Below are 14,713 nucleotides of genomic sequence, written 5' to 3'. Positions count from 1 at the left end.
CATGGCAGAACAGACGGTCCTGACAATCATCCTGAACTATCGCACGCCCGAGCTGACGCTGCAGGCCTGCGAAGCCGCGCTGCGTGAAATGGCCGGGCTGAAGGGTGAGATTGTGGTCGTCGACAATGCCTCGGGAGATGGCTCGTTCGAAGCATTGTACCAAGCCGCGCAGGAAAAGGGGTGGACACAGGGGGGGCGATTGCGGGTCCTTCAAAGTGGCTGGAACGGGGGCTTTGGGGCAGGCATGAATTTTGGCATGCGGGCCGGGCTGTCGTCAGGGGCTGCGCCGGATTATTACTATCTGCTGAACTCGGACGCCTGGCCTGAACCCGGCGCCATCGAGGTGTTACGCGATTTCCTGCAAACCAACCCGACGGCCGGCCTGGTGGGCAGCCACATCAAAGGCCCCGATGGCATCACGCATACAACCGCCTTCCGCTTCCCCTCGATCGCCGGAGAGTTCGAAGGTGCCGCCCGTACCGGCGCGATCAGCCAGATGCTCAAGAACTCGATCGTGCCGCTGCCCCAACCCTCGGGCCCTACCCGCGTCGACTGGACCGCTGGCGCCAGCCTGATGATCAAGCAAGAGGTGATCGAGGCGACCGGTGGGTTTGACGAAAAGTTCTTTCTCTACTTCGAAGAAACCGACCTGAGCCGACGGGCCTTGGCGCACGGGTGGACGACCCATTACCAGCCCGACAGCCATGTGGTTCACATCGGCTCGGCCAGCACAGGCATGAAGACCTGGGCCCGCACGCCGCAATATTGGTTCGATTCCAGGCTTCGCTATCTCAGCAAAAGCCACGGCGCGTTCTACACTGCGCTGTCTACCCTTGGCCTGATTGCGGCCGGAACACTCTGGCGGTTGCGCAGGTTGGCGCAGCGCAAACCACAGGCCGACCCCGACTGGTTCTTGCGCGATCTGATCATACACGCCTTGATCACCCCATTTCGCGGTCCCGCCTTTCAGGTGCCGCCCGCCCCCGTTTCCATTCTGGAGGACCCCAAATGACTGGATTTTCCTGCGTTGTCATCGGCAATGAATCTCTGCTGATCGGCTGTGCCGACGCGCTGTTGGATCGCGGGCATCAGATCAAGGCGGTCATTTCCACGGACCCCGCGATCAAGACCTGGGCCGCAACCAAAGGTTTGCCGCAAGCGGACCAGATGGGGGCGCTGACTGAGCAATTTCAGCCCGGTGACTTCGACTGGCTCTTGTCGATTGCGAACCTGCAAGTCGTTTCAGACGAAATCCTCGCTCTACCTGCCAAAGGGGCCGTCAACTTTCACGATGGGCCGCTACCGCGCTATGCCGGTCTGAACACGCCGGTTTGGGCCCTGCTCAACGGCGAAACCCGGTATGGCATCACCTGGCATCTGATCGAAAGCGGCATCGACACCGGCGACATCCTGGCCCGGCCCGAATTCGACATTGCCGAAGATGAAACTGCTCTGTCGCTGAATTCGAAATGCTATGCGGCAGCTCTGGACAGTTTTGTTGATGTGCTGACCCAGCTGGAAACAGAGCTGACCCCCACAGTTCAAGACGCCAGCGCACGGCGCTATTTTGCCCGCGACGCCCGGCCCGGGGCGGGTGGGACGCTGGATCTGTCGCAACCTGCCGCGCAGGTGGCGGCGCAAGTGCGCGCATTGGATTTTGGTGAATATTGGAACCCGCTCCTCAGCCCGCGCATCGACACGACCAATGGCTCTGTCCTGGTCGGGCGCGCTATTCTTGCAGGCACCAACAGTGGTAAAACCCCGGGCACCGTTCTGGATTTCGACACCAATGGCGTGCTTGTGGCAACCGGCGATGGCGATCTTCGACTGGAGCATCTGCGCAGCCCGCACGGCGTGCCGGTGCAGCCATCCGACATTGCCTCGGTCGGCAACATGCTGCCTGCGCTCTCGCCGGAAACCGCGCAGGCGCGCGCGACGGCCATCACCCAATCCCTGGCTGCGGAACGCCATTGGCGGCCCAAGCTGCAATCCATCCAGCCAGTACAAATGCCCCTCGCGGGCAGTGGAATCAGTGACAAGTGGAGCGCGGTTCGCATCGCGGTTCCCCATGGGATTGATGTGGAACAGGCCGGTGTTGCTGTGCTTCGGTGGGCGCAACAGGGGGACGGAAACGAAGAAGTCACGGCCGCCCTCACCCATTCGGCCCTACAGGCTGCTGCCTTTGCGACCCCGGACTTTTTGGAACCTTGGGTGCCGGTACACCTGTCCACGCAAGACAGCGTGGCAGATGCGACCCAACGGCTGACGCACGTGGCGGACATGGTGAACCGGCTTGGCGCATTCCCATCAGACCTGCCCGCCCGGGACCCCGAGGTCCAGAGCTTTTCAGTGCCGCAGGTTGCGCTCTCTCTGGACGGGTCGGGCCCGGTTTCCGGCGCTCTTGCAACCGTGTCCCTCTCGCAAGGACAGGCAACGCTGCATGTCGACACCGCGGCCTTTGATCCGCAAAGCGTGGAACTTTTGGCGCAGCGGCTGGAAACCGCACTGCAGGCACTGCGTGACGCCGAAGCAAGTGCCCGACTGGCCGATATCTCGATCCTCTCGGCAGCCGAACGTGCGCGCATCCTGGCCGATTGGAACAGTTCGGCCCGCGATTATGATCGCACCGAAACCCTGCATCAGGCGTTCGAGGCGCAGGTGGCCCGCTCCCCGGAAGACACCGCCTTGGTGATCGACGACCAGTCGCTTAGTTACCGCGACCTCAACACCCGCGCCAACAGCGTGGCCGAACGGTTGCGCGCTATGGGTGTTGGTCCCGGCGCGCATGTTGGCCTGTACACCGACCGGTCGCTCGACATGGTGGTGGGTGCAATGGCGATCCTCAAGGCCGGGGGGGCCTATGTGCCGCTGGACCCGGCCTATCCCGCAGATCGCATCGCGCATTACATCGCAGACAGCCAGGCCAGCGTGTTGCTGAGCCAGAGCAACCTTGTGAACAACCTGCCCGCATCCGAGGCGGATGTGCTGTGCATCGACGCGGTTGAGACCGACCCACAGGCACGCGACGTGGATGGGGGCGCGACAGCCGACGATCTGGCCTATCTGATCTACACCTCAGGCTCGACCGGGACACCCAAGGGGGTCATGGTCGAACACCGCAACGTCGCCAACTTCTTTGCCGGGATGGATGACCGTATCGACAATGCGACAGGCGCGGTTTGGCTGGCCGTGACCAGCCTGAACTTCGATATCTCGGTGCTGGAGCTGTTCTGGACGCTGGCGCGCGGGTTCAAGGTGGTGCTGACCGGCACGGAAAACCGCGCGGTGGTGTCAAACGGCCCCATCGCCAGCAGCGACCGGCACATCGACTTTAACCTGATGTATTGGGGCAATGACGATGGTCCGGGACCAAAGAAATACGAGCTGCTACTGGAAGGGGCCAAATTTGCCGACGCCCATGGGTTCAACGCGGTCTGGACGCCCGAACGGCATTTCCACGCCTTTGGCGGTCCCTACCCCAACCCGGCGGTGACCGGCGCGGCGGTGGCTGCCGTGACCAAGAACCTCTCAATCCGCGCGGGCAGTTGCGTCGCGCCCCTGCACCACCCCGCCCGCATTGCCGAGGATTGGGCGGTGATCGACAACCTCACCGGCGGGCGCGCGGCGATTGGCTTTGCCTCGGGCTGGCAGCCGGATGACTTTATCCTGCGCCCCGAAAACACGCCACCGCAGAACAAACCGGCGATGTTCGAGGCCATCGAAACGGTGCGCAAACTGTGGCGTGGTGAAAGCGTGGCCTTTCCCAAGGCGGACGGAACCTTGCATGAAGTCGTCACGCAGCCTCGTCCGGTGTCGGACGAATTGCCGGTTTGGGTGACCACCGCAGGCAACCCCGAAACCTGGATCGAGGCCGGGCGCATCGGGGCAAATGTTCTGACCCACTTGCTGGGCCAAAGCATCGACGAGGTGGCGGAGAAGATCCACCTGTACCACAGCGCGCTGCGCGAGGCTGGACATGACCCGGACAACCACCGCGTCACTCTGATGCTGCACAGCTATCTGGCCGACACACGAGAAGAGGCCGCCCGCATCGCACGAGAACCGATGAAGGACTACCTGCGCTCGGCCGCCGCGCTGATCAAGCAATACGCCTGGGCCTTTCCCGCATTCAAGAAACCCAAGGGCGTATCAAACCCGTTCGAGATGGACCTGGGTCAGCTGACCGAGGACGAGCTGGAAGCAATCCTGGATTTCGCTTTTGAGCGGTATTTTGAGGACTCAGGTCTGTTCGGCACCGTCGAAGACGCCGTGGCGCGGGTTGAAAGCCTCAAGCGGATCGGTGTGGATGAGGTTGCCTGCCTGATCGACTATGGCATTGATCCTGGTCTGGTCCTCGAAGGGCTAAAACCCCTGGCCGAAGTCTTGCGGCGCTCCAATGCCCCAAGCACGCTGGCTGAGGATGACTATTCTCTGGCGGCTCAGATCATCCGCCACGATGTGACCCACTTGCAATGCACCCCATCCATGGCCCGCATCATCGCGATGAATGACGAGGCGCGGATGGCGCTTGGGCGGGTTGACCATCTGCTGTTGGGCGGCGAGGCGCTGGCCGGGGATCTGGTGGATGACCTGCGTCACTGCACAAACGCACAGATCCTAAACATGTACGGACCGACCGAGACGACAATCTGGTCGACGTGCCAAGCGGTACCTGAACAGAACAGCGGGATCGTCGATATTGGAACGCCGATTGCCAACACTTCGGTCTATGTACTCGATGCGACAGGGGCGCCCTGCCCCATCGGGGTACCGGGAGAGCTGTTTATCGGCGGCGAAGGCGTGACGCGCGGCTATTGGCAGCGACCCGAACTGACGGATGAGCGCTATGTGGTTGATCCCTTTGCCGCCGAGGCCGGGCTGACGGTGACGGCAGCACCACGCATGTACCGCACCGGCGATATGGTGCGGTGGCGCGCCGATGGCAGTCTGGATTTCCTGGGCCGCGCCGATCACCAGATCAAGATCCGGGGCCAGCGGATCGAACTGGGCGAGATCGAAGCCGCGCTTGCGGCCTTCACCGGTGTGCGCTCGGGCGTGGTCATTGCCCGCGAACAAGGCGGCAACACGCAGTTGGTGGGCTATATCACCACGGATACGCCGGTGTCGGACGCGGCCCTGCGCGCCCATCTGAGCGACCGCCTGCCCGAGGTCATGGTGCCCACCCACATCATGACGCTGGATGCCTTGCCACTGACACCCAACAAGAAAATCGACCGCAAGGCGCTGCCTGCCCCCGTGCCACAACGCAGCAGCGCCCCTGTGACCAGCAGCGCCCCGGCCTCGGGCGACGTTCAAACCCGGATCGCTGCCATCTGGTCGCGCATCCTGGGGGTGGCGGACATCCGGGCCGATGACAACTTCTTCACGCTTGGGGGGCATTCCCTGCTGGCGGTGCAGGCGCATCGCGAGATACGCGAGACACTGGAACTGCCGCGCCTGTCGATCACCGACATCTTCCGCTTTCCGACCCTGTCGGGCCTGAGCGCCCACATCCAGCAGGACAAGCCAACCGAAGAAAAACCGGCCGAGGATACGGCAGCCCGCGCCGACACCATTTCGAAACGTCGTGCCATGCGCGCCGGACGTCGGATGAAAACGCAATGACCCAGGGCGATCATACCACGGCTCTGATGCTGGCGGGGGCGCTGCTGGATCCGGTGATTGCCGTATCCGCCACCGACCCGCGTGCAGCTCATCAGGCCTATGACGACGAACTGGCCGCCCTGCCCGGTGCAGTTCCCAAACGACTGCGCGAGTTCTCTGCCGGCCGTGTCGCTGCCCGACAAGCGATGGCCGAGCTCGGCGCGCCGCCGCTCGCCGTGCTCATGGGCCAGGACCGCGCTCCGATCTGGCCCGACCCGCTGTTGGGAACGATCTCGCACACGGACACCGCCTGTCTGGCTGCTGTGGCCTGGGTTGGGGAAGTTCGGATGCTGGCGCTCGACATTGAGGAGGACGCAGCGCTGCCAGAGGATCTGACAGCGACCGTCTGCACCCCAATCGAACAGACCTGGCTGGCCCGCCAAACGGATCCCGGTCGCGCGGCAAAAGTGATCTTTTCCGCAAAGGAATGCGCCTATAAGGCACAATATCCAGCCAGCCAGACGCTTTTTGATTTTCAAACGCTTGAGGTGACGATGGATGAGACGCTGAGTTCCTTTGTCGCCCGCTTTGCCCACCCGGTTGCCCCCTTCGGGAAAGGGGATGAAATTCCGGGCAAAATTGCCCGCGGCGACGGGTTGATCGTCACTGCTGTTGCAGTTCGTGCGTGAAACCGATCCACGGGCGCGTTAGGTTGGCAGCGGTCCCGTCAAAGAGCGAAAGACACTGAAAATGCGTTTGGTTCTGTTGATCCTTGTCGTTGTCCTCCTCTTGGGGGCTGGCGCATGGTGGGTCTGGTTCAAACCCCGCCTGCCCGCGCCAGAGGTAGTCGCGACGACCTATGCAAAACCGGTGCCTGCGCCCCAGGGGCCGATGCGGGTCTTTTTCCTGGGTCACAGTCTGGTCAATCAGGACATGCCCGCAATGCTGGCGCAGTTGGCGCCCGAGGGACATGACTATAACAGTCAATTGGGCTGGGGCACACCGATGCGCGCGCATTGGGAAGAAGACGTTGAGATCCTGGGGTTCGATGAAAGCAATGCCCAGACTGGGGTTTTTCGGGATGCAAAACAGGCCATCGGTTCGGGCGACTATGATGCTGTGGTGCTGACCGAAATGGTCGAGCTGAGCGATGCAATCAAATACCACGACAGTGTGAAATACCTGGGCCTCTGGGCTGATCTGGCGCATTCCGGCAACCCCGATGCGCCGGTCTATCTGTATGAAACCTGGCATTGGCTGACCGATCCCAAGGGATGGGAGATCCGACTGCAACAGGATCTGACGGATTTGTGGGAAAACCGCTTGCTGCTGGCGGATCTGGCGCGGAAGCCGGATCGCGCCGTGCATGTCATCCCCGCCGGTCAGGTGTTGCTGAACTTCATGACAACTGTGCGAGAGGCTGGTGGAGTTGAGGGCATCACTGGCCCTGAGGATCTGTTTGGCCTCGACCCGAAAGGCGAACTCGATCCGATCCATATGGGCGATCTGGGCAACTATCTGGTGGCATTGACGCATTACGCTGTGCTCTATCAGAAATCACCCGTTGGACTGCCGCATGAGCTGCTCAAGGCTGATGGCACCCGGGCCAAGGCCCCGTCGGCCAAGGCTGCGCGTCTGATGCAAGAGGTGGTGTGGAAGACCGTCACCTCTTATCCCAAGACTGGGGTGCCGCAATGAGCTGGTTGTCCACATTGGTTGGCGTGTTCTTTGTGGGGCACAGCCTGTTCGGGCCGACCAACCCGCAGATGATGGCGCAAGTTCTGGAACGCGCCGCTCCGCAGGCGCAAGTGGATTTTCAGATCATCAACGGTGCGCCGCTGTCTTACAACTGGACCGACGCGGACCGGGCTGAGGGGTTGAACGCGCGGCGTGCACTTGCTGGTGGGGATTACAACGTCGTGATCCTGACCGAAGCAATCCCGCTCGCCAACCAGGTCGAATTCAACGACAGCGCGGGCTATGCGCAAAAATACTTCGATCTGGCCACAGGCGCCAATCCGGAAACGCGCGTGTTTTTACAGGAAACCTGGCACGACCTGCGCTCGGGCAGCGGAATCGACATCGAATATGACGACGGCGACGGCACACCCTGGCTACAACGGATCGAGCAAGACCTGCCCGCGTGGGAGGGGATTGTCGCTTCGGTGAACGCGCAGCGCGGGCCGGATGTACCGCCCATGCAGCTGATCCCCGCCGGTCAGGCGATGGCACAGCTGGCCTATGAGATCACCGCAGGCTCGGTCCCCGGCCTGGATCGCATCGACGATGTGTTTTCGGACACCATCCACCCCAACGATCTGGGGTTCTACTTTCTGACCATGGTGCAATTTGCCGCCATCACCGGTGAAAACCCCGAAGGCCTGCCGCGTCGGTTGCGCGACAAGTGGGGCGGGCCGTTCAAGGCCCCGAACCCCGCCCTTGCTCAACGGCTACAACAAATTGCGTTTGAAGTGGTCAACGCCTACGACGCCATCCAACCAACGCCACCCAAGCCGGGGGCGGCGCAGCCGGCACAGGCGGGCACCCCGCCTGCACCGACTGCGCCGGAGGCGCCCGTTGCATCCGAATCGACCATCGATCCCATTCCCTTGCCCGAGGGGTTTCCCGCCCCCCCCGAACCGGAGGGCCGCGTGCCACTGGCCATTGGGCTGGCTGGGGTCAACGACTGGTCGGTCCAGCAACCGTTCCTTGACGTGATGAAAACCGCCCGCCCCTGGATCGGGCATTTGCCTCGGCGTTTTGGCGGTGCAACTCATGAGGATCTGAATGCGGCGGGCTATCTGGACGATTATGGCTGGCCGGTGGAAATCCCGCCCGAGCTGGGCTCGATCGGGACCTTGATTCTGACAGATCTGCCACCCGAAGCCGTATCGACCAAAGGGCGATACGCGTTGCGGTATCAGGGCAAGGGCATTGTCGAGGTCCGTGGCCGCGCCAAGAACGTGCGTTACGGCAAGAACCGGATCGAGTTCGACTTTGAGCCCGGCCCCGGCCCCGTCGACATCCGCATTCAGCGCACGCATTTGGGTGGCGATTACATCCGCAACATCTCGGTCGTGAAGCTGGAGCATGAGGCGGCCTATGACGCAGGCGCAATCTTCAATCCGCTTTGGCTGGACCATCTTCAGGGCTTCCAAGTGTTGCGGTTCATGGATTGGATGGAGACCAACAACTCGACCCAAACCACCTGGGCCGATCGCCCGCGCCCCAGTGACTACACCTACGCACATCATGGCGTTCCGCTGGAGGTGATGGTCGAGCTGCTCAACCGCACGGGCGGGGACGGATGGTTCAACATGCCCCATATGGCGGACGATGCCTATATGCGCACCTTTGCCGAGTATGTCCGCGATACGCTGTGGATCGAGCAAAAGGCCTATGTCGAATATTCCAATGAGGTCTGGAACTGGCAATTTCAACAGGCCCATTGGGCCGATGAACAGGCGCTGGCGGCCTGGGACAAAAAAGATCATTGGGTTGCTTTTTACGGCGGTCGGGCCGCTGAAATGGCGCAGATCTGGACGCAGGTTTATGGCGATCAGGCAGCAGACCGCCTGGTTCGGGTGATTTCCACCCAAACGGGTTGGATCGGTTTGGAAGAGTTGATCCTTGAGGCACCGCCTTGGGTCGCCGAAAAACCAGGCCGAACACGCCCCGCGGACCACTTTGATGCCTACGCTGTGACGGGATATTTTGGCGGTGTTCTTGGCCTCGAAGATCGCCGCGACATGGTACAGGGCTGGTTGGCGGAAAGTCGTGCGCAAGCATCAGCACAAGGCACAGCCAAGGGGCTGACTGGCACGGCCTTGCAGGACCATATCAGCCAACACCGGTTCGACGCGGCCTCGGCTCTGGCTTGGGCCGAACTGCGAGACGGGCTTGTGAGCGGCCAGACAGAAGACACGCTGGCCCACAATTTGACAGAGCGCCTGCCGTACCATGCGAAAGTGGCGGACACATATGCTCTGGACCTGATCATGTACGAGGGCGGCACACATGTTGTCGGTATCGGCCCCATGGTCGACGATGAAGAGCTGACCGCGTTTTTCACCCATTTCAACTATTCGCCGGAAATGGGCGCGCTTTACACCGAGCTGATCCGGGGTTGGCATGCACTTGGCGGCAAACTGTTCAACGCCTACGCGGATGTCTATCGACCGAACAAATGGGGCAGTTGGGGTCACCTGCGGCACCTGAGCGACAACAATCCCCGATGGCAAGCCGTGTCAGCGTTCCGATGATCAAAACCGTCAGCATCATCCTGCCCGCACATAACGAGGCGGACTACATCGACGCCTGCGCGCGGGCTTTGCTGAACAGCGATGCCCTGCCAGAGGGGTGGCAGGCTCAAGTAATCGTGGTCGCCAATGGCTGCACGGACAACACGGCTGATCGCGCCATTTCGCATGCCACCGCCGCTGAGGCGCGCGGATGGGGGTGGCAGGTTGTCGACTTGGACCAAGGCAGCAAACCTGGCGCGCTCAACGCGGGTGATGCTGCTGCGACCGGCCAAGTGCTGGTTTATCTGGATGCAGATGTGACGGTGTCTTCGGCTCTGTTGCCACAATTGATCGAGCAGTTGTCTGGCGATGATGCCGCCTATGGCAGTGGTTCACCGCATGTGTCACCAGCGCAAAGTTGGATCACCCGAACCTATGGCCGCTTTTGGGTGACGCTCCCGTTTGTGACCGATGGCTGCCCGGGGTTCGGGATTTTTGCCATGAATCGTGCGGGACGTGACCGGTGGGGAGACTGGCCGCAGATCATCTCGGACGACACGTTTGCCCGGCTGAACTTTACCTCTGCTGAAAGGGTTCGGGTCACGGCTGAATACCATTGGCCCTTGGTCGAAGGGTTTCGAAGTCTCGTCAGGGTGCGCAGACGCCAGAATGACGGGGTTGCACAGATTGCCGAATTGTTTCCCGCCCTAACCACCAACGACGACAAGGCAGAGATCGGGTTGAGCGGTCTGATACGCCGCACGCTGAGGCATCCGATAGGGTTTCTGGTCTACGCCACTGTCGCCTCGGCCGTAAAGTCTCCGCTTTACAAATCCACCTCAGATTGGGCGCGCGGGCGCTGATCAGCAGTCTGCTGCCGCGCGAAACAGATCACCAAGCTTGCGGGCCTGATCGTCGATATCGTGGCGCTGCAATACCCGCGCACGGCCGGTTTCCCCCATACGCGCGAGCCCTTCGGTTGGTGCGGCTGCCAACATTTCCATCGCCTTGGCAAATGCAAAATCATCGCCTGCTGGAACCAGCCACCCGGTCTGCCCCTCGACCACCAGCTCGGGCGTGCCGGCGATGTAGGTGGCAATCACCGGACGTGCCGCGGCCATGGCTTCCATAATCACCATGGGCAGGCCTTCGGCAAAGCTGGGCATCACCAGCGCGTGGGCTTGCTCAATTTCGGCCCGGACACCGTCCTGATCCAACCAACCGGTAAAACGCACCATGTCGCCAAGACCCGCATCCGTCACAGCATGTTCCAGATCGTTGCGCATTTCGCCATCACCGACCAAGGCCAGTTGCGTGTCCGGGTGCGCCTCCTTCAAGTGCTCCAACGCGCGTATCAGAACCATCTGCCCCTTCTGTTCGACGAACCGCCCGATGGCGACCAATCGCAAAGGCCCATCTGGCACTGGGGTCGAATGCTCAAAGGCAGCGGGTTCGATCCCACAATGAACAACGTGCAACCGGTCCCAAGCCGCAAAACTTGCCCACCGGCACAGTTGGCTTCGCCCAAACGCGCTGACACCGACGGCAAAGGACGCATGATCCAGCTTGTCGCCAAGGGACAGGGTGTGGGGCGCGTCAAACTCCTCGGGACCGTGGACCGTGAACGAATACCGCGGGCCACCCAAAACGTGGGACAGCATCGCCACCGCAGCCGCATTCGTACCGAAATGCGCGTGCACGTGCTCAATCTCGTCCGCCCGGCATCGCCGCGCCACATGGGCCGCCTCAGCCAAGTAAATAAAATGCCGCAGAACCCCGATTTGCGAGGCCCGCCCCATGCGCCAGGCCAAGAAAAACCCTTTGGCCGTTTTGATCGGCGCCCGGATCGCTTGCCTGAGAGTGTCGCCAAACAAGCCAAATGCACCGCGATCCAGCACATAGGTCGTCTGTGCTGCTTCCCCCTGATCGCGCGCGTCCACAAGCGCAGCCTCGCTTCGACGCATGGCCAGGCGGGTGATGTCGAACCCTTGGCGCTCGAGCGCCTGCACCTCGCGGCGGATGAAGCTGTGCGAGGGTTGCGGATAGGTGTTCAGGACATAAGCAATTTTCACAGGGCAGCACCGGAGATCTGGGTCGTTCAAGTCCTAACCTGTTGTCCGCAATCTGAAAAGCGGGCCAGCAAAACGGTTTTTGTTGTGTACCCCAATACCTACAGGCACTATCCCCACAGAACCAAGTCTTGAGGGACAGCCGGACAAGATGAACAGGATGGTATCAGCCTTTGCCGGATCCGGCCTGATGGCGCGCGTGCTGCGCAGTGCCTCTTGGCTGATCATCGGTTTTGGCGGCAGTCAGGCGTTGCGGCTGGCGGCCAACCTGGTCCTGACCCGTATCCTGTTCCCCGAAGCCTTTGGCCTGATGGCATTGGTCAGTGTTGTGACCGTTGGCCTTAACCTGTTCTCGGACGTGGGCTTGGGGCCATCGATCGCGCAGAACAAACGTGGAGACGACCCCGACTTTCTGGACACGGCCTGGACAATTCAGGTGATCCGGGGTGTTTTTCTGTTTGGCTTGGCCTGGGCCTTGGCCAGTCCGGTGGCCGCGTTCTATGGCGAACCCGAACTGAAGCAATACCTACCGATCGCGGCCGTGGCCTTGTTGGTGGCGGGGTTCAACCCGACCCGGATCGAGACCGCACATCGACACCTGCTGGTGGGCCGGTTGACCTTGCTGGACCTTGCAAGCCAAGTCATCGGCATCGGCTTCATGGTCTGGTTTGCAATGGCGACCGGGTCTGTTCTGGCCCTGGTGTTGGGCGGCGTGGTGCAGTCGGTCGCAAAACTGCTGCTCACACACTATGGCCTGCCCGGCCCGCGCAATCGCTTCCGCTGGGAAAAAGCCGCCGCCATCGAGATCGCCCATTTCGGCAAGTGGATCTTCCTCAGCACGGGCCTCGCCTTTCTGATCAGCCAGGGTGACCGGGCCATCTTGGGCCGTTTCCTGACGCTGGAAGCCTTGGGGCTATATAACATTGGCTTTTTTCTAGGCAGCTTTCCGTCGATGCTGGGCCATGCGGTTAGCCAAAAGATCATGATCCCGGTTTATCGCGACCGCCCGGCGCACGAAGATCCCGGCAGTCGACGCAAACAGCGGATGCTACGGGCCGTCATGACCTGTGGAATTGTGGGACTGCTTCTTGTGATGGCCGCCATTGGTCCCGGGCTGGTCGATCTGCTTTACGATGATCGCTATCATCTGTCGGGGCCCATCGTCACCCTGATTGCCTGCGCGTTGATCCCGCAAGCGATCATAATGACCTATGACGCTGCGGCCCTCACCGCTGGGGACAGTCGGTCTTTTTTCCTGCTGAGCCTGGTTAAGGCCACATCCCAAACGTTGTGCATCATCTTTGGTGTGCTGAATTTCGGCATGTTGGGTGCCATCGCCGGGTTGGGGGTGTCGATGATTTTCACCTACCCTGCCCTTGTCTGGCTGAGCGTAAAGCACCGCGTTTGGGACCCTGTGCACGATATCTTTGCAGTGACAGTTTCCAGCTTGGCCGTTGCATGGTTGTTGCGGGTCCACTGGGAGCAGATCAGCGCCCTGTCGCAGATGTAAAGCTCAAGCTGTACCGCCACCGGCCTTTTTACCTGAGAACATAGACCCGATACGCGACCAAATGGATCTGCGTGGTTCGCGCGTGTCCAAAAACGGCACGGTGACAACAGGGGCCAGTCCCAACTCGCGCTCCATCTGCGCTGCCGACCGCAAAACCGGGTTCCGCATCTCAAGCAGATAGGCCAGCGCAAAGGCCAGAAAGACACTCGCAGCTCCGCCCAAAATGGCCTTTTTGGTCCGGCTTTCCGTCACAGGGTAATCCGGCAGCGCGGCCTCTTCGATGACTGTCAGACGCTCGGCCTGGCGCTGATCCTCCAGCCGGAACCCCAATTCAGCGTCAGTGCGACGCGTCGCGATGTTCGACAGTTCGTCCCGCAACTGCTCGAGCTGGCGCTCATAAGCGCCGATCTCGCGCTGCACTTCAGGCGAGGTTTCGATCAACGCTTCAAGTTCCTGCTTGCGGTTCATCAACAACTGTTGTTGCGCGTCCAGCGTAGCGAGCTGTTCCAGATAGTCCGCTCGCAGACGCTCCGCCGTAGCAGGTCGCTGGCTTTTGTCGGCCAATTCCATCGCGCGCTCGACTTCGATCCGGTCGCGAGCGATATCCAATAGGCCCTCGTTGATGGTCGACACCTCTTCGCGACGAAACTCCAGACTGCCGGGCAGCGACAGGTCGTGGGTGTTGCGATACTCGGTGATTTCATTTTCCAGCGCGGCGATCTCTTCTGAAATCGCCTGCTCTTGCGCATCGAAGAATGCAAGCGTCTTGCTGGCCTGTTCGATGCGGTTTTGATTGCTCAGCTCGATGGTGCGCTGCCCAAACTCATGCGCCACAGACTGTGCCAGCTCGGGCGTTTCCATTCGCGCCGTGATGGTCAGCACCGAGATTGTACCATCGTCGGCGTATCCTTCGCGCGCGGCCGCGATCCCTTCGATCCGGACCGAGCGGCGCAACCGGTCAATGCGGGCGCTGTCTTTTAGGTCGGGCAAGTCCTGATACAGGCCAAACTTGTCGATGATTTCCAGAACGATACCCCGGGTCATCAGGCGCTGCTGGATCAACTGCAAGCGCCGAGCCGACGAACCTTCGACCGTGGTGCGCGCGAGATCATCGGCAATCACTGGCTGTGCGATCTGGATGACTTCGGCGGATTCGTACTCGTGCGTCTGGCTGAGTGCCAACAACACGGAAGCCACACACCCAAGCACAATCACGGCCACGATCATTCGTGCCCGGCGACGGAACATGTCCATCAGATCATCTAGCGAAAAGATCGGCCCCATGTGCC

Annotated in this window: 9 protein-coding genes; 7 read left to right on the top strand and 2 right to left on the bottom strand. The window is 61.3% G+C overall.

Going from position 1 to position 14,713, the window contains the following annotated elements:
* Position 1 precedes the first annotated feature (1 nt).
* From TRL7639_RS13855 to TRL7639_RS13830, 6 genes are all read left to right on the top strand, one after another.
* Positions 2-1,012: a glycosyltransferase family 2 protein gene (locus TRL7639_RS13855; RefSeq protein WP_085796467.1), complete on the top strand. Its 1,011-nt coding sequence runs from the start codon at positions 2-4 to the stop codon at positions 1,010-1,012.
* Positions 1,009-5,625, top strand: coding sequence for a MupA/Atu3671 family FMN-dependent luciferase-like monooxygenase (locus TRL7639_RS13850; RefSeq protein ID WP_085796466.1), 4,617 nt, complete (start codon positions 1,009-1,011; stop codon positions 5,623-5,625). Before TRL7639_RS13855 ends, TRL7639_RS13850 begins: the two co-directional genes overlap by 4 nt.
* A complete protein-coding gene (locus TRL7639_RS13845) occupies positions 5,622-6,293 on the top strand; it encodes a 4'-phosphopantetheinyl transferase family protein (RefSeq protein ID WP_085796465.1) in 672 nt (223 codons plus the stop codon). Before TRL7639_RS13850 ends, TRL7639_RS13845 begins: the two co-directional genes overlap by 4 nt.
* A gap of 61 nt (positions 6,294-6,354) precedes the next feature.
* Positions 6,355-7,302: a hypothetical protein gene (locus TRL7639_RS13840; protein ID WP_085796464.1), complete on the top strand. Its 948-nt coding sequence runs from the start codon at positions 6,355-6,357 to the stop codon at positions 7,300-7,302.
* Positions 7,299-9,866 (top strand): hypothetical protein, encoded by a 2,568-nt coding sequence (locus TRL7639_RS13835; protein WP_085796463.1) that lies wholly within the window; start codon positions 7,299-7,301, stop codon positions 9,864-9,866. The genes TRL7639_RS13840 and TRL7639_RS13835 overlap by 4 nt, the downstream gene beginning before the upstream one ends.
* Complete coding sequence (locus tag TRL7639_RS13830; protein WP_235820381.1) at positions 9,839-10,708, top strand: glycosyltransferase family 2 protein; 870 nt, start codon at positions 9,839-9,841, stop codon at positions 10,706-10,708. The genes TRL7639_RS13835 and TRL7639_RS13830 overlap by 28 nt, the downstream gene beginning before the upstream one ends.
* On the opposite strand, the gene TRL7639_RS13825 is transcribed toward TRL7639_RS13830, so the two are convergent.
* A complete protein-coding gene (locus tag TRL7639_RS13825) occupies positions 10,709-11,917 on the bottom strand; it encodes a glycosyltransferase family 4 protein (RefSeq protein WP_085796461.1) in 1,209 nt (402 codons plus the stop codon).
* A 148-nt stretch (positions 11,918-12,065) separates the two neighbouring features.
* Between TRL7639_RS13825 and TRL7639_RS13820 the strand changes: the two genes are divergently transcribed.
* Positions 12,066-13,424 (top strand): oligosaccharide flippase family protein, encoded by a 1,359-nt coding sequence (locus TRL7639_RS13820; protein WP_085796460.1) that lies wholly within the window; start codon positions 12,066-12,068, stop codon positions 13,422-13,424.
* A 3-nt stretch (positions 13,425-13,427) separates the two neighbouring features.
* On the opposite strand, the gene TRL7639_RS13815 is transcribed toward TRL7639_RS13820, so the two are convergent.
* Positions 13,428-14,708, bottom strand: a complete 1,281-nt coding sequence (locus tag TRL7639_RS13815) for a GumC family protein (RefSeq protein WP_085796459.1) — start codon at positions 14,706-14,708, stop codon at positions 13,428-13,430.
* Positions 14,709-14,713 lie beyond the last annotated feature (5 nt).

Origin of the sequence: Falsiruegeria litorea R37 (assembly GCF_900172225.1) — a bacterium.
Lineage (GTDB): Bacteria > Pseudomonadota > Alphaproteobacteria > Rhodobacterales > Rhodobacteraceae > Falsiruegeria > Falsiruegeria litorea.
This window is presented reverse-complemented; position numbering and strand designations above follow the sequence as displayed.

Excerpts from the sequence above, each read along its gene's own strand:
- TRL7639_RS13855 (WP_085796467.1), top strand. The coding sequence starts at position 2 with ATGGCAGAACAGACGGTCCTGACAATCATCCTGAACTATCGCACGCCC.
- TRL7639_RS13850 (WP_085796466.1), top strand. The coding sequence starts at position 1,009 with ATGACTGGATTTTCCTGCGTTGTCATCGGCAATGAATCTCTGCTGATC.
- TRL7639_RS13845 (WP_085796465.1), top strand. The coding sequence starts at position 5,622 with ATGACCCAGGGCGATCATACCACGGCTCTGATGCTGGCGGGGGCGCTG.
- TRL7639_RS13840 (WP_085796464.1), top strand. The coding sequence starts at position 6,355 with ATGCGTTTGGTTCTGTTGATCCTTGTCGTTGTCCTCCTCTTGGGGGCT.
- TRL7639_RS13835 (WP_085796463.1), top strand. The coding sequence starts at position 7,299 with ATGAGCTGGTTGTCCACATTGGTTGGCGTGTTCTTTGTGGGGCACAGC.
- TRL7639_RS13830 (WP_235820381.1), top strand. The coding sequence starts at position 9,839 with ATGGCAAGCCGTGTCAGCGTTCCGATGATCAAAACCGTCAGCATCATC.
- TRL7639_RS13820 (WP_085796460.1), top strand. The coding sequence starts at position 12,066 with ATGAACAGGATGGTATCAGCCTTTGCCGGATCCGGCCTGATGGCGCGC.
- TRL7639_RS13815 (WP_085796459.1), bottom strand. The coding sequence starts at position 14,708 with ATGGGGCCGATCTTTTCGCTAGATGATCTGATGGACATGTTCCGTCGC.